Here is a 19,243-nt window from a genome sequence, read left to right as displayed (position 1 = left end):
ATCCCGCGGCGGTCCGTGGAATTCCAGCACAGTGCAGGATCTCCAACAAGGCCCGAGTACCGGGCTGTGACCACTGTGACACCTTGTGAGGGACGCGTCACGAGACGTGCAAAGCGATCTCGTACATAAAGGGCGTATCAGTACGCATCCCTGCGGTGGACCGGGTGTCCCAGTCGCCATGATCAGGAGCGGAATACGCGGTTCAGTGGAGCAATGTCCGTTTCGCCCGATGGGGCCGAGAGTCTGCTTTGCGGCTTTTACCCGCTCCTCAGTGAGCAAACTCACACGGAAATCATGGCGTCTTCACGCCATCGCCAGGGAATTGAATGTTTAGCCTGACGCTTTACAGGGATGGCGTATCCGACAACCCGCGCCTCCGCGAGGCCCCTTGGGGCCCGCCGGGCGCCCGTACCGACGAGGTCGAGAACAACAGTGAAGACCACGATGCTGTTCCACAACATTGCCAACCCGCGACGCACGACGCTGGCGCACCTCACCGACGCCGAAGAGCTGCAGACGCCGGAACGGCCGGAGCACTCCGTGGAGCTTCCCGCGCAGACCGCCAACCCCCGCCGCACGATCCTGATGGAAGCCCCCGTCGCGGCCGCCGTCGCCGAGTAGTACGCGCCGGGGCCGCCATCCGTTCACCGGAGCGGCCCCGGACACCCGGGGGGCATCCTCTCCCGGCGCCGGCCGGGGACCCGTCGCGCGTCCCCGCCCGGCGTTCCCGTGGCGCCGCCGACACGCGTGGGTCGCCCGCCCCCGGCCGCGTTAGCCTGGAGCGTCAGACTCCAGCCGGCTCAGCAGAGGGGCGCAACGATCCCGTGCGCATCGCCAGATTCTCCATCGACGGCAACGTCGCTTTCGGCGCGGTCGAGGGCGACAGGCCGGACGAGCTCGTCCTCGACATCATCAAGGGCATCCCGTTCGCGGACTTCGAGCTCTCCGGTACGAAGGTCCCGCTGAGCAAGGTCAGGCTGCTGCCCCCGGTGCTCCCGAACAAGGTCGTGGCCTTCGGGCGCAACTACGCGGAGCACGCGGCGGAGCTCGGCAACGACGTGCCGGACGCCCCGTTCGCCTTCTTCAAGCCGTCGACCTCCGTCACCGGCCCGGGCGACGAGATCGCGTACCCCTCCTTCTCGAACGAGCTGCACCACGAGGCGGAACTCGCCGTGGTGATCGGCCGCATGTGCCGTGAGGTCCCGCGCGAGCGCGTCAAGGACGTCATTCTCGGCTTCACCTGCGCCAACGACATCACCGCACGCGACGTGCAGAAGCGCGAGAAGCAGTGGGCGCGGGCCAAGGGCTTCGACTCCTCCTGCCCGCTCGGCCCCTGGGTGGAGACGGACCTCGAACTGTCGGCGATCGCCGAGGGCATCACCATCCAGTGCACGGTCAACGGGCAGCAGCGCCAGCTCGGCCGCACCAGCGAGATGATCCACTCCGTCGAGGACCTGATCGTCAACATCACCGAGGCCATGACGCTGCTCCCCGGCGACGTGATCCTCACGGGCACCCCCGCGGGGGTCGGCCCCCTCAACGTCGGCGACGAGGTCGCCGTCACCATCGAAGGCATCGGCACTCTCACCAACAAGGTGATCAAGCGTGGCTAACGGCTCCTCCCCCAATTCCTCGACTCCGCTCGTACAGGGGGTACCCCCACGCGTACGTTTCTGTCCCTCCCCGACCGGCAACCCCCACGTGGGCCTGGTCCGCACCGCCCTGTTCAACTGGGCGTTCGCCCGGCACCACGAGGGCACGCTGGTCTTCCGCATCGAGGACACCGACGCGGCCCGCGACTCCGAGGAGTCGTACCGCCAGCTGCTCGACTCGATGCGCTGGCTGGGCTTCGACTGGGACGAGGGCCCCGAGGTCGGCGGCCCGCACGCGCCGTACCGCCAGTCGCAGCGCATGGACCTCTACAGGGACGTCGCCGCGAAGCTGCTCGACGCCGGGCGCGCGTACCACTGCTACTGCTCGACGGAGGAGCTGGACGCCCGCCGCGACGCCGCCCGCGCCGCCGGCAAGCCGTCCGGCTACGACGGCCACTGCCGCGAGCTGACCGCCGAGCAGAAGGCGGCCTACGAGGCGGAGGGCCGTACGCCCATCGTCCGCTTCCGCATGCCCGACGAGCCGATCACCTTCACGGACCTGGTCCGCGGCGAGATCACCTACCTCCCGGAGAACGTGCCGGACTACGGCATCGTCCGCGCGAACGGCGCCCCGCTCTACACGCTGGTCAACCCGGTCGACGACGCCCTCATGGAGATCACCCACGTCCTGCGCGGCGAGGACCTGCTCTCCTCCACGCCCCGCCAGATCGCCCTCTACAAGGCGCTGACGGAGCTGGGCATCGCCAAGGAGACCCCCGCCTTCGGCCACCTGCCGTATGTGATGGGTGAGGGCAACAAGAAGCTCTCCAAGCGCGACCCGCAGTCCTCGCTGAACCTCTACCGCGAGCGCGGCTTCCTCCCGGAGGGCCTGCTCAACTACCTCTCGCTGCTGGGCTGGTCGCTCTCCGCCGACCGCGACATCTTCTCCGTGGACGAGATGGTCGCCGCCTTCGACATCGCCGACGTGAACCCCAACCCGGCCCGCTTCGACCTCAAGAAGGCCGAGGCGATCAACGCCGACCACATCCGCATGCTCGACGTGAAGGACTTCACCGAGCGCTGCGCGCCCTGGCTGAAGGCCCCCTTCGCGCCCTGGGCGCCGGAGGACTTCGACGAGGCGAAGTGGCAGGCCGTCGCGCCGCACGCGCAGACCCGCCTCAAGGTCCTCTCCGAGATCACGGACAACGTCGACTTCCTGTTCCTCGCGGAGCCGGTCTTCGACGAGGCGCACTGGACCAAGGCGATGAAGGAGGGCTCGGACGCCCTGCTGCGCACGGCCCGCGCCAAGCTGGAGGCGGCCGACTGGTCGAGCCCCGACTCCCTCAAGGAGGCCGTCCTGGCCGCCGGCGAGGAGCACGGCCTCAAGCTCGGCAAGGCCCAGGCCCCGGTCCGCGTCGCCGTCACCGGCCGCACGATCGGCCTGCCGCTCTTCGAGTCCCTGGAGATCCTGGGCAAGGAGAAGACCCTGGCCCGCGTCGACGCGGCCCTGGCCCGGCTGGCCGCGTAGCCGCGCACGGCAGCACACCGAAGGGGGCGGCGTCCGGTCCGGACGCCGCCCCCTTCCGTCGTCGTACGCCCTTCTCCGACCCCCGGACAGGCGGGCCCGGCCGGAGTTACCGTCGGGGCATGAGCATCAGGGCCGTGGTCTGGGACATCGACGACACGATCTTCGACTACACGACCGCGGACCGCTCCGGCATGCGCGGGCACCTGGCCGCCGAGGGCCTGCTCGACGCGTACGGGACCGTCGAGCTGGCACTCTCCCACTGGCGGGAGCACACCGACCGGCAGTGGGCGCGGTTCGCGGCGGGGGAGGCGACCTTCGAGGAGCAGCGCCGGGACCGCGTACGGGCCTTCCTCGGCCGGGAGCTGACCGACGCCGAGGCCGACGCCTGGTTCCACCGTTACCTCGGTCACTACGAGGCCGGGTGGGCCCTCTTCCCGGACGTGCTGCCCGTCCTGGACGCGCTCGCCGGCAGTCACCGGCACGCCGTGCTGTCCAACTCCAGCCTGCACGTGCAGGAGCGCAAGCTGCGCGTCCTCGGGGTGCGCGACCGCTTCGAGGCGGTCCTGTGCGCGGCCGAGCTGGGCGTCTCCAAGCCCGCCCCCGAGGCCTTCCACGCGGCCTGCGACGCCCTCGGGCTGCCGCCGGGGCAGGTCGCGTACGTCGGCGACCACCCGGAGATCGACGGCCGGGGCGCCGCCGAGGCCGGGCTGCTCTCCGTGTGGATCGACCGTGACGGCGCCCACACCGTCACGGCGGTGCCGGCCGCCGGCCCCCGGCGGATCGCCTCGCTGGCCGAACTCCCCGCGCTCCTCGGCGCCGATACCCGTTTTGGAGCGCCGTCCACCTTCGGGTAATGTTCTTCCTGCGCCGCCGGAGAGCGGGCCGAAAGGCCGGAACCCCGAGGCGCAAGCTAGAACGAAGTCCCTGTGGGGATGGCGTTTCAGTGGCCTATGGTGTAATTGGCAGCACGACGGTTTCTGGTTCCGTTAGTCTAGGTTCGAGTCCTGGTAGGCCAGCTCGCAGAGCTTATCTGCATCGCAGAGTCCAGTCTCTGCAAGGCCCCCGTTGTGTAGCGGCCTAGCACGCCGCCCTCTCAAGGCGGTAGCGCCGGTTCGAATCCGGTCGGGGGTACAGATCCTTCCCAGGGGGACAGTCCGGGTCGCACCCGCTGACTCTCATGCAGGATCGCTAGGGCCCCCGTTGTGTAGCGGCCTAGCACGCCGCCCTCTCAAGGCGGTAGCGCCGGTTCGAATCCGGTCGGGGGTACTCGGTGGTCTAGACCATCATTGGGCTATGGTGTAATTGGCAACACGACGGTTTCTGGTTCCGTTGTTCTAGGTTCGAGTCCTGGTAGCCCAGCTGGATCACTCGTGATCCTCGCCCCCGTTGTGTAGCGGCCTAGCACGCCGCCCTCTCAAGGCGGTAGCGCCGGTTCGAATCCGGTCGGGGGTACGCGGTCCGCAGGGCCTCCACTCCGGTGGGGGCCCTGCGGCGTTCCCGGCCCCGAGCTGCGCCCCTGCGGTGGGCGCGCGGTCGCCGGGAGCCCCCGAGTGTCCCGCGCCCCGTGCCGCCGCTCACTCGATGCCGTACCGCCGCGCCGACTCCTCCTCCTGCGCCAGCCGGTGCAGCGCCTTCAGCACCGGCTCGAAGAGCACCGCGGCCGCGACAGCCGTCTCCACCTTCTCGGCCTCCGACGGGTGCGTCTCCACGAAGTCCAGGTCGCGTACGGCCGCCCGGTGCATCAACTCCGCGTACGGCGCCATGAGTTCGGCGTCCCAGGGATAGCCGAGCCGGATCAGCGTGGCCACCGCCACCACCAGCGACCGGTGCACGGGGGAGAGGGTGCTCAACTCACGTGCCGTTTCCCAGCCCAGCATCTCCAGCAGCCGGTCCACCTCGCGCCGCGCGGTGACCACGGCCGGGTCCCGCTCGTCCGGCTCGGGCCCCTGCGGCAGCGCCCACAGCGCCGCGCCCAGCCGGATCGTGCGGCCCAGCGAGTCGTCGTCGACATGGCCGAGGATCTCCCGCGCCGTCGCCACCGGCACCCCGCCCACCTGGATCAGCGCGCGGACCAGCCGCAGCCGGCGCAAATGACCCTCGTCGTACTCGGCGGTCGTCGCGCCGATCCGGCGGCCGGGCGTCAACAGGCCTTCCCGCAGGTAGTACTTGATGGTCGCGAGGGACACGCCGCTTCGCTCGCTCAGTTCGGTCAGCCGCATGTCTTGCGCCCCTTCATGGATAACGGCACTATCCAAGCATCAGGCACTTGGATAGTGCCGTTATCCAACACGGGGGCCTCATGTTCGCCAGACCGGTCGCGGGCCGCATCACCGCAGACACCGAGGGGGACGTGGTCGTCCTGCTGATCGGGATGCGCATCAACCACTTCTGGGCCGTGCACCACTGGCTTCCGGTGCTCGCGGCGATGCCCCGCATGCTGCGCGAACTGGCCCGCGACCGGAGCCGGGGCCTGCTCGGCCACGTCCTGCTGACCGCCTCCCCGCGCACGTACTACGTGGTCCAGTACTGGGAGTCCAAGGAGAAGCTCTACGCGTACGCGGCGGCGCCGGACATGTTCCACCACCGGGCGTGGGCGGCCGTCAACCGCAAGGAGCGGGCGGGCAAGGTCCGTCAGCACGTGGGGCTCTGGCACGAGGCGTACGTCGTCCCCGAGGGGTCGTACGAGTCGATCTACGTCGACATGCCGCCCTTCGGTCTCGCCGCCGCGCACGGTCACCTGCCGCTGGAGAAGCGGGGGAGGCGGGCGGCCGACCGCTTCGCGCACCGGTCGGCCGGGGCGGCGGAGGGCGAGGTGCGGGGAGCGGCATCGGAGGGGTGTCCGGTGGCCCGGGGCGTGCCGGGGGCCGAGGAGGGGACGGCGGCCGGGTAGTCCGACGCGACGGGTGCCGGGCGGGCGGCGCACGGTCCGGTGGGGGAGTCACCCGGCGGTAGCGCCGCGTCGCGGTGACGGAGGCGGCGGCGGGCCGGCCTCGGGAAGGGCGGCCGGTCGCGGGCCGGAGATGCGCGAGGTGTCCTGGCGCGGGGGTGCCGGTGAGGGGGAGGGCCTGCCGCGGCGTTGAGGCCGGCCCCGCCCCGGTCGGGTCAGCCCGTGCGGCGCAGGGCCTCGGAGAGGCGTCCGGCGGCGTCGATGACCGCCTGGGCGTGCATCCGCCCCGGGTGGCGGGTCAGGCGCTCGATCGGTCCGGAGACCGAGACGGCGGCGACCACGCGGTTCGACGGGCCGCGGACCGGCGCGGAGACGGACGCGACGCCCGGCTCGCGCTCGCCGATCGACTGGGCCCAGCCCCGGCGCCGTACGCCCGACAGGGCCGTCGCCGTGAAGCGGGCGCCCTGAAGGCCGCGGTGCAGCCGCTCGGGCTCCTCCCACGCCATCAGGATCTGGGCCGAGGAGCCCGCCTTCATCGTGAGCGTCGAACCCACCGGGACCGTGTCCCTGAGGCCCGAGAGGCGCTCGGCGGCGGCGACGCAGATACGCATGTCGCCCTGCCGGCGGTAGAGCTGCGCGCTCTCGCCCGTGATGTCGCGCAGATGCGTGAGCACCGGGCCCGCCGTCGCGAGCAGGCGGTCCTCGCCCGCGGCCGCGGCCAGCTCGGCGAGGCGCGGACCGAGAATGAAACGGCCCTGCATGTCGCGCGCCACCATGCGGTGGTGTTCAAGTGCCACGGCGAGGCGATGTGCCGTGGGTCGTGCCAGCCCGGTCGCCGCGACCAGCCCTGCGAGGGTGGCCGGACCGGACTCCAGGGCGCTCAGGACAAGGGCTGCCTTGTCCAGAACTCCTACGCCGCTACTGTTGTCCATGAAACGATACTCGCGTCTCACTCTGTGAAACGCAAGTTCAATTTTCCGTGGAACGCGCCACCCTTGTAGACACAGCGGCCCGCGACCAACGGGCCCGGTGGCAGACGTCCGGACGAGGGGTACGCACGTCGCCGCCCCGGAGATCTCTAGTTGGGCCGGCGCCACACGAGCCGGCCGGAGGGAAAGCGATGGGTAGGACACTCGCGGAGAAGGTCTGGGACGACCACGTCGTCCGGCGCGCCGAGGGCGAGCCCGACCTCCTCTTCATCGATCTGCACCTGCTGCACGAGGTGACCAGCCCGCAGGCCTTCGACGGCCTCCGTCAGGCCGGCCGTCCGGTGCGCCGCCTCGACCTCACCATCGCCACCGAGGATCACAACACCCCGACCCTCGACATCGACAAGCCCATCGCGGACCCGGTCTCCCGGGCCCAGCTGGAGACGCTGCGCAAGAACTGCGCGGAGTTCGGCGTCCGGCTGCACTCGCTGGGCGACGTCGAGCAGGGCGTCGTCCACGTGGTGGGACCGCAGCTGGGCCTGACCCAGCCGGGCACCACCGTGGTCTGCGGCGACTCCCACACCTCCACGCACGGCGCCTTCGGCGCGCTGGCGTTCGGCATCGGCACCTCGCAGGTCGAGCACGTGCTGGCCACCCAGACGCTGCCGCTGGCCCGCCCCAAGACCATGGCCATCACGGTCGACGGCGAACTGCCCGAGGACGTCACGGCCAAGGACCTGATCCTGGCGATCATCACGAAGATCGGCACCGGCGGCGGCCAGGGCTACATCCTGGAATACCGCGGCTCGGCCATCGAGAAGCTTTCGATGGAAGCCCGGATGACCATCTGCAACATGTCGATCGAGGCCGGCGCCCGCGCGGGCATGATCGCCCCCGACGAGACGACCTTCGAGTACATCAAGGGCCGCGACCACGCCCCCGTGGGCGAGGACTGGGACGCGGCCGTCGCGTACTGGAAGACCCTGAAGTCCGACGAGGACGCGGAATTCGACGCCGAGGTCGTCATCGACGCCGCCTCGCTGGCGCCGTTCGTCACCTGGGGCACCAACCCGGGCCAGGGCGCACCCCTTTCGGCGGCCGTCCCCGATCCGGCTTCGTACGAGGACGCTTCGGAGCGCCACGCCGCCGAAAAGGCCCTGGAGTACATGGGGTTGACCGCGGGGCAGCCGCTGCGCGAGATCAAGGTGGACACGGTCTTCGTAGGTTCGTGCACCAACGGCCGCATCGAGGACCTGCGCGCCGCCGCCGCCATCGTCGAGGGCCGCAAAGTCGCCGACGGCGTACGCATGCTGGTCGTCCCCGGCTCCGCGCGGGTCGGCCTCCAGGCCGTCTCCGAGGGCCTGGACGTGGTCTTCAAGGAGGCCGGCGCCGAATGGCGGCACGCGGGCTGCTCGATGTGCCTGGGCATGAACCCGGACCAGCTGGCCCCCGGTGAGCGCTCCGCGTCCACCTCCAACCGCAACTTCGAGGGCAGGCAGGGCAAGGGCGGCCGTACGCATCTGGTCTCGCCGCAGGTCGCCGCCGCCACCGCCGTGCTGGGCCGTCTGGGCTCGCCTGCCGACCTGTCCGACGCGCCTGCCGACCGTACGCCCGCTGGAGTCTGAGACGTCATGGAAGCATTCACCACGCACACCGGCCGCGCCGTCCCGCTGCGCCGCAGCAACGTCGACACCGACCAGATCATCCCCGCTCACTGGCTCAAGAAGGTGACCCGGGACGGCTTCGAGGACGGGCTGTTCGAGGCCTGGCGCAAGGACCCGTCGTTCATCCTCAACCAGCCCGAGCGCGCGGGCGCGACGGTCCTGGTCGCCGGTCCCGACTTCGGTACGGGCTCCTCGCGCGAGCACGCCGTCTGGGCCCTCCAGAACTACGGCTTCAAGACCGTGATCTCGTCCCGCTTCGCCGACATCTTCCGGGGCAACTCGCTGAAGAACGGCCTGCTCACCGTGGTGCTGGAGCAGGCGACCGTGGACGCGCTGCAGGACCTCGCCGAGAAGGACCCCGAGGCCGAGATCACGGTCGACCTGGAGGCCCGCGAGGTGCGCGCCGAGGGCATCACCGCCGCCTTCGAGCTCGACGAGAACGCCCGCTGGCGGCTGCTGAACGGGCTGGACGACATCTCCATCACCCTGCAGAACGAGGGCGACATCGCCGCGTACGAGTCGAAGCGCCCCTCGTACAAGCCGAAGACGCTCCAGGTCTGACAGGTGGGCCGGAACGACGGCTGACACAAGGCTGGTTTCAGCCACCCGCAACACCCCTCTGTACCCCCAATCGTGGACGGTTGGGGGTACAGCCGTGTCTGCTCCCGAAGCACCTTCCCGGTGTCCCCTCGACCTGCCAACTCCCCGTGTTAGGGCGGCCGTTGGCGGGGTAGGCGAACCGGAAAGCCGCACGGCGCCGGGGTGTTCGCCGGGCCGCCACAGGCCGCAGTTGCCCCCTGCGCAGGCGACAACTCGCCCCAGATGGCACAATCTGTGCATGGAACACGACGGCCAACTCGAGCTCTATACGGCGGTCGCGGCCCAACTGAAGGAAGCGCACACACAAGTGCGCGCACTGCAAGTCCCGGAGGGCGTACGGATGGCGCTGGCCCGGAAGCTGCTGGTCATTACGGCCGTGGCCAAGCACGATCTCGCCGATGCGACAAGGCGTCTGGAGCGGTTCATGGCGGACCTCGACGAGGGTCGATTCCCGGAAGAGGAACGCTGAGAACTCCGCGACAGCCCGAGTTCGTTGCGGCACAAGGGTGATTAGCCCGTTTCGTGTTTGATTTGCGGTATATATCTGCCTAACGTGCGAAAACGCTTGAACACTTTCGTTCTGGCAATGTCTCCGAAGGGGAAGACGTGAACAAGGCGCAGCTCGTAGAAGCGATTGCGGACAAGGTCGGTGGCCGTCAGCAGGCCGCCGACGCGGTCGACGCCGTACTGGACGCGGTCGTCCGTGCGGTCGTCAGCGGCGAAAGGGTCTCGGTCACCGGCTTCGGTTCGTTCGAGAAGGTCGACCGCCCGGCCCGCTACGCCCGCAACCCGCAGACGGGAGAGCGTGTTCGGGTCAAGAAGACCTCGGTGCCGCGCTTCCGCGCCGGTCAGGGCTTCAAGGACCTGGTGAGCGGTTCCAAGAAGCTGCCGCGCGGCGGCGAGGTCGCCGTCAAGAAGGCCCCCAAGGGCAGCCTGACCGGCGGTGCTTCCGCGACGGTCAAGAAGGCCGCGGCCAAGAAGGCGACGGGCGCCGCCAAGAAGGCCACGGGCGCCGCCAAGAAGACCACCGCCGCCGCGAAGAAGGCGACGCCGACGGCGGCCAAGAAGACCACCGCCACGGCGAAGAAGGCCACGGCGAAGAAGACCACCGCCAAGAAGGCCGCCACCGGCACCAAGAAGGCCGCGGCCAAGAAGACCACCGCCACGAAGGCGACGGGTACGGCGAAGAAGGCCCCGGCGGCCAAGAAGGCGACGGCCACCAAGGCCCCCGCCAAGAAGTCGACGGCTCGCAAGACCACCGCCAAGAAGGCCACCGCCCGCAGGTAGCAGGGGCGCAGGGCAACTCACGCGCCGGGCCGGGCTCCTACCGGGAGCCCGGCCCGCGGCGTGTCCGGGGGCGGCCGGCGTCCGCTCAGAACGTGTGCAGCGTGACCAGGGTGATCCGGCGGGAGTCGCCCTCGCCCTCGACCTCGATGCGCACCCGCTGCCCCGGGCGCAGCAGCCGCAGGGCACCCGCGTCGAACGCCGGTGCGTCGAAGGGCAGAGGGGTGCCGTCGTCGAGCAGCACCTGGCCGCTGCGGGTCTCGGAGTCGTACGTGTACGCGGTCGCCTGCATGAGGGGAAGCCTAGGGCCTGCGGGCGCGGGCGCACTTCTCCGAGGACCCGTCCCGGCGCCGTACCCCCGGGGGGCGCCGCGCCCGACCTCAGGGGACCGGCGGACCCGCGGTTCCCACCGGACGGCCCGGGATCAGCAGCCGGGCCGCTGCCGCCGCCGTGCGCGCGCCGACGCCCAGCGCCAGCGCCGCCCGCAGGTCGTCGCCGGTGTCCACGTCCTGGCGCACCGAATCCACCGCTTCGAGGCCGAGTTCCACGGCTCCCGACGCGCGGTGGCGGGCGCGGGAGGCGGTGCCGAAGGACGGCTGCAATTCCCGGCCCGGGGCGGCAGCCAGCAGAGTGGTGCCGATTGCCGCGGCGTCCGCGAGAAAAGCGCGGGGGAATTCCGCGGCGGCGTCGAGTACCCGTTCCAATTCGCTGTGCCGCAGCGCCGGCAGATCCGCGTTCAGGGCGGCCACCGCGCTTTCGGGACTTCGGGACCGCACCACCGCCGCCGCGTGCGCGAGGGCCGCGTTCAGGCCGCCCGCCGGTTCGTCGGGGACGATCCGGGCGCCCAGCGACGCCAGCTCCCGCCCGGCCAGGGAATCGTCCGTGACGACCGCCACATCACGGACCGCGGCGCAGGCCAGCGCGGCCGCCACGGTGTCCTGGGCGAACGCGAGCGCCAGACCCGGGCGCAGCACCTCCCCGGCGGTGTCCGAGAGCCTGCTCTTGGCCCGCGCCAGCGCTTTGAGCGGTATGACCAAGGTCCACTGCACGAGCGTTCCGTCCCCTCTTGTCGCGCCCATTGTGACCCGGGCCCCCGGGGACGCCCGCGACCGGGGCGTACGGTGTTCTCGACAGACCGGCGGCCCGGGGTGACACTTGTGCGGGCCCCCAGGCCCTAGAGGAAGGTGTCCGCGTGTCCCGCCGCAGAATCGGCTTCTGGTACCGCTTCGCAGCGGTCCTGTGCAAACCGCCGCTGGTGGTTCTGATCAAGCGGGACTGGCGTGGAATGGAGAACATTCCGGCTGACGGCGGATTTATCACCGCGGTGAACCACAATTCGCATGTGGATCCCTTCGCCTACGCCCACTTCCAGTACAACAGCGGACGGGTTCCCCGATTCCTGGCCAAGGCGGCGCTTTTCCGCAAGGGCTTCGTCGGTGCCGCGATGCGCGGCACCGGACAGATCCCCGTCTACCGCGAGAGCACCGACGCGCTGAGCGCCTTCCGCGCCGCGATCGAGGCGGTGGAGCGCGGTGAATGCGTCGCCTTCTACCCCGAGGGCACCCTCACCCGGGACCCCGACGGCTGGCCGATGACCGGCAAGACGGGCGCCGCGCGGGTCGCGCTGCAGACCAAGTGCCCGGTGATCCCGGTCGCCCAGTGGGGCGCCAACGAACTGCTCCCGCCCTACGCCAAGAAGCCCAACCTCCTTCCCCGCAAGACCCACCGGGTGCTGGCGGGCCCGCCGGTGGACCTCTCGCGCTTCTACGGCAAGGACATGACCCCCGACCTCCTCAAGGAGGCGACCGAGGTCATCATGGCGGCCGTCACCGTGCTGCTGGAGGAGATCCGCGGGGAGAAGGCGCCCGAGACGCCCTACGACCCCCGCCAGGTACGCATCGAACAGCGCCGCAGGGCCGCGGCGAAGACACAGCAGGAAGAGGGGCAAGGCGCGTGAGCAAGCCGGTCAGGGCGGCCGTCTTCGGGACCGGATCGTGGGGCACGGCCTTCGGCATGGTGCTCGCCGACGCGGGGTGCGACGTCACCCTGTGGGGGCGCCGCGCCGAACTCGCCGAAGCGGTCAACTCCACGCGTACGAACCCGGACTACCTGCCCGGCGTCGAACTCCCGGAGAACCTGCGCGCCACCACGGACCCCGCCGAGGCAGCGGCGGGCGCCGACTTCACCGTGCTCGCCGTGCCCTCGCAGACCCTGCGCGGCAACCTCGCCGAGTGGGTGCCGCTGCTCGCCCCCGACACCGTCCTCGTCTCCCTGATGAAGGGCGTCGAACTCGGCTCCGCCATGCGCATGAGCGAGGTCATCGAGGACGTGGCGAAGGTCGGCGAGGACCGGATCGCCGTGGTCACCGGCCCCAACCTCGCCCGGGAGATCGCCGCGCGGATGCCGGCCGCCTCCGTGGTCGCCTGCCGCTCCGAGGACGTCGCCCGGCGACTCCAGGCCGCCTGCCACACGCCGTACTTCCGCCCGTACACCATCACCGACGTGATCGGCAGCGAACTCGGCGGTGCCGTCAAGAACGTGATCGGACTCGCCGTCGGCATCGCGGACGGCATGGGACTCGGCGACAACGCCAAGGGCTCGCTGATCACCCGCGGCCTCGCCGAGACCACCCGCCTCGGCCTCGCCATGGGCGCCGACCCGTTCACCTTCTCCGGACTCGCGGGCCTCGGCGACCTCGTGGCCACCTGCTCCTCGCCGCTCTCGCGCAACCACACCTTCGGCACCAACCTCGGCAAGGGCATGACCCTCCAGGAGACCATCGCGGTCACCCGGCAGACCGCCGAGGGCGTCAAGTCCTGCGAGTCGGTGCTGGATCTGGCGCGCCGGCACGGGGTCGACATGCCCATCACGGAGACGGTCGTCGGCATCGTCCACGAGGGCAAGCCGCCGGTGGTCGCGCTCAAGGAACTCATGTCGCGCAGCGCCAAACCGGAACGCCGCTGACACCTCCGCGGACCGCCGCGACCGGGAGCCGTACCCGTCCGCGGCGCCCGGCGCGACGCCCGGCCGTCACCGGTGCGACGCTCCGCTGTCACCGGCGCGACGCTGAGCGACGGCCGGCGGACGGTCTCGGGCAACGCCGCCGTGGGGCGCTGACTCACCGCCTACCACCGGGTACTCTCAACGCGATATGAGCACCGAGAACCTCCCCCAGAGCCCCGAGCAGCCGCCTCGCAAGCCGCGCGTGGCCGTCGTCTTCGGCGGTCGCAGCTCCGAACACGGGATCTCCGTGGTCACGGCCGGCGCGGTCCTGCGCGCCATCGACCGTACGAAGTACGACGTACTGCCGATCGGCATCACCCAGGACGGCCGTTGGGCGCTCACGGCGGACGAGCCGGAACGGATGGCGATCATCGACCGGCGCCAGCCCAGCGTCGATCAGCTGGCCGACGCGGGCGAGGGCGGCGTGGTGCTCCCCGTCGACCCGGCCAACCGCGAAGTCGTCTACAGCGAACCGGGTTCGGTCCCCAAGGCCCTCGGCGAGGTCGACGTCGTCTTCCCCGTCCTGCACGGCCCCTACGGCGAGGACGGCACCCTCCAGGGCCTGCTGGAACTCTCCGGCGTCCCCTACGTCGGCGCCGGTGTGCTCGCCTCGGCCGTCGGCCAGGACAAGGAGTACATGAAGCGGGTGTTCACCTCCTTCGGGCTGGAGGTGGGCCCGTACGTGGTGATCAGGCCGCGCGAGTGGGACGGCGACCGGTCCGCCGCCCGCAAGAAGATCATCGACTTCGCCGGCGAGCACGGCTGGCCGCTGTTCGTGAAGCCCGCGCGCGCGGGTTCCTCGATCGGCATCACCAAGGTCGACGACCTCGGCGGTCTGGACGAGGCGATCGAGGAGGCCCGGCGCCACGACCCGAAGATCATCGTGGAGGCGCTGCTGCGCGGCCGCGAGATCGAGTGCGGCGTCCTGGAGTTCGAGGACGGTCCGCGGGCCAGCCTGCCCGCCGAGATCCCGCCCGCGCAGTCGCACGCGTACTACGACTTCGAGGCCAAGTACATCGACTCCACCCCGGGCATCGTGCCCGCCCCGCTGACGCCCGAGCAGACCGCCGACGTCCAGCGGCTCGCGGTCGACGCCTTCGATGCCGTGTCCTGCGAGGGCCTGGTGCGCGCGGACTTCTTCCTCACCGAGGACGGGAAGTTCGTGATCAACGAGGTCAACACCATGCCCGGCTTCACGCCGATCTCCATGTACCCGAAGATGTGGGAGGCGAGCGGCATCGGCTACCCGGAGCTCGTGGACCTGCTCATCGGGGCGGCGCTGCGGCGGTCCACCGGACTGCGCTGACCGTCCGCCCGCGACGTCAGTCGGCGATCCCCTCGGGGATCGCCTTCTTGACGGGCGCGGCCAGATCGACGAGCGCCCCCGCCCCCTTCTTCGCGTGCTCCGAGCTGAGCCGTACCTCGACGTACGCCCTGCGCAGGCTCGACGTGAAGACGTACGAGCCGTCGTCCTGTTCCTGCACCAGCCAGCCCACGCCGTTCACCACGGTGGTGGACGCCTTCGGATCGAGCATCTCGGCGGGTCGTACGACACCGCAGCGCAGTATGATCGCCGGGCCTCCCCAGCCCGCGGTCAGCGCGGACCGGGGCTCGGGATCCTCCCGCCGCAGGCCGTCGACCTTCCCCGGCAGCACCTCGTCCAGGTTCCGGCACAGCCGGGCGGCGTTCTTCCCCGGGCTGGGAACCGCGGCGGCGGCGCTGTCGTCTGCTGAGGAGCAGCCGGTGACGGCGATCAACAGGGCGAGCACGGACAGCCCGGGGGCAGCGTTCGGCCGGTGACGGAAGATGTTCACCGGCCAAGGGTAGACGGGGGCTACAGGTGCACGACCGGGCAGGTCAGGGTGCGGGTGATGCCGTCCACTTGCTGGACCTTGGCGACCACCATGCGGCCGAGTTCGTCGACGGTGTCGGCCTGGGCCCGCACGATCACGTCGTACGGTCCTGTCACGTCCTCGGCCTGGATCACCCCCGGGATCTTGCTGATCGAATCGGCGACGGTCGACGCCTTGCCGACCTCCGTCTGGATCAGGATGTACGCCTGTACCACGGAACCTCCAGGGCGGCCACGAGGATCATGTGGGGAAAAGGAACGCCACGGTATCGCGTCGCCGCTCATCACGGGGAGACCCGCGGGGCCAGGGGCTTGCGCGCCGGGGTGCACGGACTGCACAAGTTGACGGTCAACTCGACCGTACCGAGTACAGAGACGGCTCGCGACCGGGCACCGGCCGCGGCAGAGGGAGCAGTACGACGATGAAGGGCACCGTGGGCGAGTTGGGGGAGTTCGGGCTCATCAGAGAGCTCACGTCGCGTCTTACCACCACCCCGGCGGTCCGGGTCGGTCCCGGTGACGACGCCGCGGTCGTCGCCGCGCCGGACCGCAGGGTCGTGGCGAGCACCGACATCCTCCTGGAGGGGCGGCACTTCCGCCGCGACTGGTCCACGGCGTACGACGTGGGACGCAAGGCGGCCGCGCAGAACCTCGCGGACATCGCCGCGATGGGAGCCGTACCGACCGCGCTGCTGCTCGGCCTGGTCGTCCCGGCCGAACTGCCCGCCACCTGGCCGTCGGAGCTGATGGACGGGCTGCGCGACGAGTGCCAGGTCGCGGGCGCGGCCGTGGTCGGCGGCGACGTCGTGCGGGGCGACACGATCACCGTGGCGATCACGGCGCTCGGCGACCTGCGCAACCACGAGCCGGTCACCCGGGCCGGCGCGCAGCCCGGCGACGTCGTCGCCGTGACGGGCTGGCTGGGCTGGTCGGCGGCCGGGTTCGCCGTGCTGTCCCGCGGCTTCCGCTCGCCGCGCGCGTTCGTGGAGGCGCACCGGCGCCCCGAGCCGCCGTACCACGCGGGTCCCGCCGCCGCCGGGCTCGGCGCGACCTCGATGACGGACGTCAGCGACGGCCTGATCGCCGACCTCGGGCACATCGCCGAGGCCAGCAAGGTGCGCATCGACGTCCGTTCCGGGGACATCGACATCCCCTCGCAGATGAACGACATCGGGCAGGCCGTCGGCGTCGACCCGATCCAGTGGGTGCTCACCGGCGGCGAGGACCACGCCATCGTGGCGACGTTCCCGCCGGACGTGAAGCTGCCCGCGCGCTGGAAGGTGATCGGCGAGGTGCTCAACCCGTCGGCGCTGCCGCAGGTGACGGTCGACGGGGCGCCCTGGACCAACAAGGGCGGCTGGGACCACTTCGGGGACATCGAGTCGTGACGCCCGGGTGCTCATCGCGGGGGCGGTGAGCACCTTCCGGGCGCCGGTGCCGCGGCGCGCACGCGCGCGGGGACAGCAAAAAGCCGGTCCACTGGGAAGTGGACCGGCTCAGAGCAGCGAACCAGCAGTGGCCGCGCGCGACGGGGATCCCCCCTGCTCGAGCGGAGCCAGAGCGTGGGGAAGTTGCGTCAGCGCGAGACCTTGCCGGCCTTGATGCACGAGGTGCAAGCGTTCACGCGCTTCGGCGTCCCGCCCACCACGGTACGGACGCGCTGGATGTTCGGGTTCCAGCGACGGGGCGTACGGCGGTGCGAGTGCGAGATGTTGTTGCCGAAGCCCGGCCCCTTGCCGCAGACGTCGCAGTTGGCAGCCACGGGTCACTCCAAAGACTTCAGATGCTCTTACGGTGGATCCCGGCATGCCGGGATCAAGATCTAGGATCTGAGTGGCGGTGCCAGGGGGAAGGCCCGATCGGATCGGGCAACCGGAGCAGCATACAACGACTGCGTCCGTACAACGAAACTACCATGGCGGCGAGCGGACCTTCCCCGGCCTCATCAGGGCCCTCTTCCGTCCGGGAGCCGTCCTGGGTCTACGCTGCGGCTCACGTCCGGCAGCTCAAGGAGGCACAGGTGCCGCAGGTGCCGCAGACATTGGACGCATCCGCGGTGCGGACCTGGTGCGGTCTCGCGCTGGAGGCCCTGGGACGGGCCCGCGAGGAGATCGACGCCATCAATGTCTATCCCGTGGCCGACGGTGACACCGGGACGAACCTCTATCTGACCGTCGAATCGGCGGCCACGGCCGTCGAGGCGGTCTTCGCCGGGCACCACGCGATGTACCTGACGGACCCCGCCCGCGCGCGGGGCCGGCACGGCGGCGCGGACGCCTCGGGCGCGGCCGGGCTGCCCAGCCTCGCGGAGGCGGTACGGGCGATGGCGCACGGCGCGCTGATCGGGGCCCGCGGCAACTCCGGGACGATCCTCGCGCAGCTGCTGCGCGGCATGGCCCAGGTGCTCGCCGCCGACCGTGACACCTCTCACACCGACGGCCGGGGGCTGCGGCTCGCCCTGCGGCACGCGGCCGACTCCGCCCGCCAGGCCGTCGCCCACCCCGTCGAGGGCACGGTGCTCACCGTCGCCTCGGCCGCCGCCGACGCGGCCACCGGCGCCGAGGGCGACTGTGGGGCGGTCGCGCGGGCGGCGTACGAGGGAGCGCGGACGGCACTGGCGGCGACGCCGGGGCAGCTGGCCGTCCTGGAGCGGGCCGGAGTGGTCGACGCGGGCGGCCGGGGCCTCGTGGCCGTGCTGGCGGCCCTGGTGCAGACGTTCACCGGCGAGGCGCCCGGGGGAGCGGCGATATCCGTCCTGGCCGTACGCACGGACCGGGAGGCCGCGGACGACCCCCACGCGCGCGGGGACATCGACGGCACCCGCGCGCGTGTGGACGGCGACGACCTGCACGCACGCGTGGACGGCGACCGCAGCGCGTCCGACGGTCCGACGGCAGGTGCGGCCGGCGGGGGCGGTGGCGAGGAGGGCCCCGCCGAGGTCTGCGCGGACGCCGCGCCGGACGCCGACGGCCCGGCCTTCGAGGTCGTCTACCTGCTGGAGGCGGAGGACACCGCCGTCGCGCGGCTCAGGGAGCGGCTCGACCGGCTCGGGGACTCCCTCGTCGTGGTCGGCGGCGACGGCCTGTGGAACGTCCACGTGCACGTCGACGACGCGGGCGCCGCCGTCGAGGCCGGCATCGAGGCGGGACGGCCGTACCGGATCCGGATCACCCACTTCGGGCTGGGCGACGTCCACACGGCCGGCGCGCGGGCGGTGCGCCCGCCCCGGGAGCGCGCCCAGCGGGCCGTCGTCGCGGTCGTGCCCGGCGAGGGCCTGGCGGGCCTGTACGCCGAGGCCGGGGCGACGAGCGTGCTGGCGCGGCCGGGGGAGCCGCCCGCCAGCGGTGAGCTGGTCGAGGCGGTACGGCGGGCCCACGCGCGCGAGGTCGTGCTGCTGCCGAACGACCCGGAACTGCGCCACACCGCGGCCGCCGCCGCCGAACAGGCACGCGCGGAGGGCGTCCGGGTCGCGCTGATCCCGACCCGGTCCGCGGTGCAGGGCATCGCCGCGCTCGCCGTCCACGAACCGGACCGCCGCTTCGACGAGGACGTCGTCGCGATGACGTCCGCGGCCGGTGCCACCCGCCACGCCGAGGTCCTGGTCGCCGAGCGCCAGTCCTGGACGATGGCGGGCATCTGCCAGGCCGGCGACATCCTCGGGCTCATCGACGGCGACGTCGCCGTCATCGGCTCCGACCTCGCGGAGACCGCCGAGGTCGTGCTGAACCGCATGCTGTCGGCGGGCGGCGAGATGGTCACCCTCGTGCTGGGCGACGAGGCACCGGAGACCGTCGCCGCCCACCTGGAGGCGTGCGTCCGGGAGTCCTACCTCGCGGTGGACACGGTGGTCTACCGGGGCGGACGCCAGGGAGCGCTGCTGCTCATCGGGGTGGAGTAGCGGTTC

The 19,243-nt window shown here is 71.4% G+C and carries 21 protein-coding genes and 5 tRNA genes; 19 read left to right on the top strand and 7 right to left on the bottom strand.

Going from position 1 to position 19,243, the window contains the following annotated elements; all coding sequences use genetic code 11:
* Positions 1-432: 432 nt before the first annotated feature.
* The 9 genes from ACWGIS_RS25475 to ACWGIS_RS25435 all read left to right on the top strand — a co-directional run bounded on the left by ACWGIS_RS25475 (position 433) and on the right by ACWGIS_RS25435 (position 4,572).
* On the top strand, positions 433-621 hold the full coding sequence (locus ACWGIS_RS25475; RefSeq protein ID WP_453364767.1) for a hypothetical protein: 189 nt from the start codon (positions 433-435) through the stop codon (positions 619-621).
* 203 nt (positions 622-824) lie between these two features.
* Positions 825-1,613 (top strand): fumarylacetoacetate hydrolase family protein, encoded by a 789-nt coding sequence (locus ACWGIS_RS25470; RefSeq protein WP_453364761.1) that lies wholly within the window; start codon positions 825-827, stop codon positions 1,611-1,613.
* Positions 1,606-3,120: a glutamate--tRNA ligase gene (gltX, locus tag ACWGIS_RS25465; RefSeq protein WP_453364760.1), complete on the top strand. Its 1,515-nt coding sequence runs from the start codon at positions 1,606-1,608 to the stop codon at positions 3,118-3,120. Before ACWGIS_RS25470 ends, gltX begins: the two co-directional genes overlap by 8 nt.
* Positions 3,121-3,239: 119 nt before the next feature.
* Positions 3,240-3,974 carry an HAD family hydrolase gene (locus ACWGIS_RS25460; protein WP_453364759.1) on the top strand — a complete coding sequence of 245 codons (735 nt, stop codon included), beginning with the start codon at positions 3,240-3,242 and terminating at the stop codon, positions 3,972-3,974.
* Positions 3,975-4,064: 90 nt separating this feature from the next.
* Positions 4,065-4,136, top strand: a tRNA-Gln gene (locus tag ACWGIS_RS25455).
* Between the two features lie 42 nt (positions 4,137-4,178).
* Positions 4,179-4,251: transfer RNA gene (locus tag ACWGIS_RS25450), tRNA-Glu, on the top strand.
* Positions 4,252-4,313: 62 nt separating this feature from the next.
* Positions 4,314-4,386: transfer RNA gene (locus ACWGIS_RS25445), tRNA-Glu, on the top strand.
* 21 nt (positions 4,387-4,407) lie between these two features.
* Positions 4,408-4,479: transfer RNA gene (locus tag ACWGIS_RS25440), tRNA-Gln, on the top strand.
* Positions 4,480-4,499: 20 nt separating this feature from the next.
* Positions 4,500-4,572 (top strand) — tRNA-Glu (locus ACWGIS_RS25435).
* Between the two features lie 122 nt (positions 4,573-4,694).
* Here ACWGIS_RS25435 and ACWGIS_RS25430 read toward each other — a convergent pair.
* Positions 4,695-5,339, bottom strand: a complete 645-nt coding sequence (locus ACWGIS_RS25430) for a MerR family transcriptional regulator (RefSeq protein ID WP_453364758.1) — start codon at positions 5,337-5,339, stop codon at positions 4,695-4,697.
* Between the two features lie 80 nt (positions 5,340-5,419).
* On the opposite strand from ACWGIS_RS25430, the gene ACWGIS_RS25425 reads away from it, so the two are divergent.
* Entirely contained in the window at positions 5,420-6,010 is a 591-nt protein-coding gene (locus tag ACWGIS_RS25425; RefSeq protein ID WP_453364757.1) for a DUF4188 domain-containing protein, read from the top strand.
* A gap of 212 nt (positions 6,011-6,222) precedes the next feature.
* Here the strand turns inward: ACWGIS_RS25425 and ndgR are convergent, their stop codons facing one another.
* Complete coding sequence (gene ndgR / locus ACWGIS_RS25420) at positions 6,223-6,939, bottom strand: IclR family transcriptional regulator NdgR (protein ID WP_028806673.1); 717 nt, start codon at positions 6,937-6,939, stop codon at positions 6,223-6,225.
* Between the two features lie 188 nt (positions 6,940-7,127).
* Here ndgR and leuC point away from each other — a divergent pair, with 188 nt between their 5' ends.
* The 4 genes from leuC to ACWGIS_RS25400 all read left to right on the top strand — a co-directional run bounded on the left by leuC (position 7,128) and on the right by ACWGIS_RS25400 (position 10,487).
* Positions 7,128-8,561: a 3-isopropylmalate dehydratase large subunit gene (leuC, locus tag ACWGIS_RS25415; protein WP_453364756.1), complete on the top strand. Its 1,434-nt coding sequence runs from the start codon at positions 7,128-7,130 to the stop codon at positions 8,559-8,561.
* 6 nt (positions 8,562-8,567) lie between these two features.
* Positions 8,568-9,161 carry a 3-isopropylmalate dehydratase small subunit gene (gene leuD / locus ACWGIS_RS25410; RefSeq protein WP_453364755.1) on the top strand — a complete coding sequence of 198 codons (594 nt, stop codon included), beginning with the start codon at positions 8,568-8,570 and terminating at the stop codon, positions 9,159-9,161.
* A 277-nt stretch (positions 9,162-9,438) separates the two neighbouring features.
* The gene (locus tag ACWGIS_RS25405; RefSeq protein WP_355790779.1) at positions 9,439-9,669 is read left to right on the top strand and encodes an SCO5555 family protein; all 231 of its coding nucleotides are present in this window, start codon (positions 9,439-9,441) and stop codon (positions 9,667-9,669) included.
* Between the two features lie 137 nt (positions 9,670-9,806).
* The gene (locus ACWGIS_RS25400) at positions 9,807-10,487 is read left to right on the top strand and encodes an HU family DNA-binding protein (RefSeq protein ID WP_453364754.1); all 681 of its coding nucleotides are present in this window, start codon (positions 9,807-9,809) and stop codon (positions 10,485-10,487) included.
* 85 nt (positions 10,488-10,572) lie between these two features.
* Here ACWGIS_RS25400 and ACWGIS_RS25395 read toward each other — a convergent pair whose 3' ends face one another.
* Both ACWGIS_RS25395 and cofC read right to left on the bottom strand, forming a co-directional pair.
* Positions 10,573-10,776 (bottom strand): hypothetical protein, encoded by a 204-nt coding sequence (locus tag ACWGIS_RS25395; protein WP_453364753.1) that lies wholly within the window; start codon positions 10,774-10,776, stop codon positions 10,573-10,575.
* A gap of 88 nt (positions 10,777-10,864) precedes the next feature.
* The gene (cofC, locus tag ACWGIS_RS25390) at positions 10,865-11,533 is read right to left on the bottom strand and encodes a 2-phospho-L-lactate guanylyltransferase (RefSeq protein WP_453364752.1); all 669 of its coding nucleotides are present in this window, start codon (positions 11,531-11,533) and stop codon (positions 10,865-10,867) included.
* A 143-nt stretch (positions 11,534-11,676) separates the two neighbouring features.
* Here cofC and ACWGIS_RS25385 point away from each other — a divergent pair, with 143 nt between their 5' ends.
* From ACWGIS_RS25385 to ACWGIS_RS25375, 3 genes are all read left to right on the top strand, one after another.
* The gene (locus ACWGIS_RS25385) at positions 11,677-12,441 is read left to right on the top strand and encodes a lysophospholipid acyltransferase family protein (RefSeq protein ID WP_453364751.1); all 765 of its coding nucleotides are present in this window, start codon (positions 11,677-11,679) and stop codon (positions 12,439-12,441) included.
* Positions 12,438-13,448, top strand: a complete 1,011-nt coding sequence (locus ACWGIS_RS25380; protein ID WP_453364750.1) for an NAD(P)H-dependent glycerol-3-phosphate dehydrogenase — start codon at positions 12,438-12,440, stop codon at positions 13,446-13,448. Before ACWGIS_RS25385 ends, ACWGIS_RS25380 begins: the two co-directional genes overlap by 4 nt.
* 187 nt (positions 13,449-13,635) lie before the next feature.
* Positions 13,636-14,793 (top strand): D-alanine--D-alanine ligase family protein, encoded by a 1,158-nt coding sequence (locus ACWGIS_RS25375; protein ID WP_453364749.1) that lies wholly within the window; start codon positions 13,636-13,638, stop codon positions 14,791-14,793.
* A 16-nt stretch (positions 14,794-14,809) separates the two neighbouring features.
* Here the strand turns inward: ACWGIS_RS25375 and ACWGIS_RS25370 are convergent, their stop codons facing one another.
* Positions 14,810-15,301 carry a DUF3515 domain-containing protein gene (locus ACWGIS_RS25370; RefSeq protein WP_453364748.1) on the bottom strand — a complete coding sequence of 164 codons (492 nt, stop codon included), beginning with the start codon at positions 15,299-15,301 and terminating at the stop codon, positions 14,810-14,812.
* A 20-nt stretch (positions 15,302-15,321) separates the two neighbouring features.
* Positions 15,322-15,555: an Lrp/AsnC family transcriptional regulator gene (locus ACWGIS_RS25365; RefSeq protein ID WP_453364747.1), complete on the bottom strand. Its 234-nt coding sequence runs from the start codon at positions 15,553-15,555 to the stop codon at positions 15,322-15,324.
* Positions 15,556-15,761: 206 nt separating this feature from the next.
* Between ACWGIS_RS25365 and ACWGIS_RS25360 the strand changes: the two genes are divergently transcribed.
* A complete protein-coding gene (locus tag ACWGIS_RS25360; protein ID WP_355785655.1) occupies positions 15,762-16,727 on the top strand; it encodes a thiamine-phosphate kinase in 966 nt (321 codons plus the stop codon).
* Between the two features lie 188 nt (positions 16,728-16,915).
* Here ACWGIS_RS25360 and rpmB read toward each other — a convergent pair whose 3' ends face one another.
* Positions 16,916-17,101 carry a 50S ribosomal protein L28 gene (gene rpmB, locus ACWGIS_RS25355; RefSeq protein ID WP_004924906.1) on the bottom strand — a complete coding sequence of 62 codons (186 nt, stop codon included), beginning with the start codon at positions 17,099-17,101 and terminating at the stop codon, positions 16,916-16,918.
* A 258-nt stretch (positions 17,102-17,359) separates the two neighbouring features.
* On the opposite strand from rpmB, the gene ACWGIS_RS25350 reads away from it, so the two are divergent.
* Positions 17,360-19,237, top strand: coding sequence for a DAK2 domain-containing protein (locus ACWGIS_RS25350; RefSeq protein WP_453364746.1), 1,878 nt, complete (start codon positions 17,360-17,362; stop codon positions 19,235-19,237).
* Positions 19,238-19,243 lie beyond the last annotated feature (6 nt).

The organism is Streptomyces sp. NPDC054842 (assembly GCF_053611025.1).
Note: the sequence above shows the minus strand (reverse complement) of the source record. Positions and strands in the feature narration are given on the sequence as shown.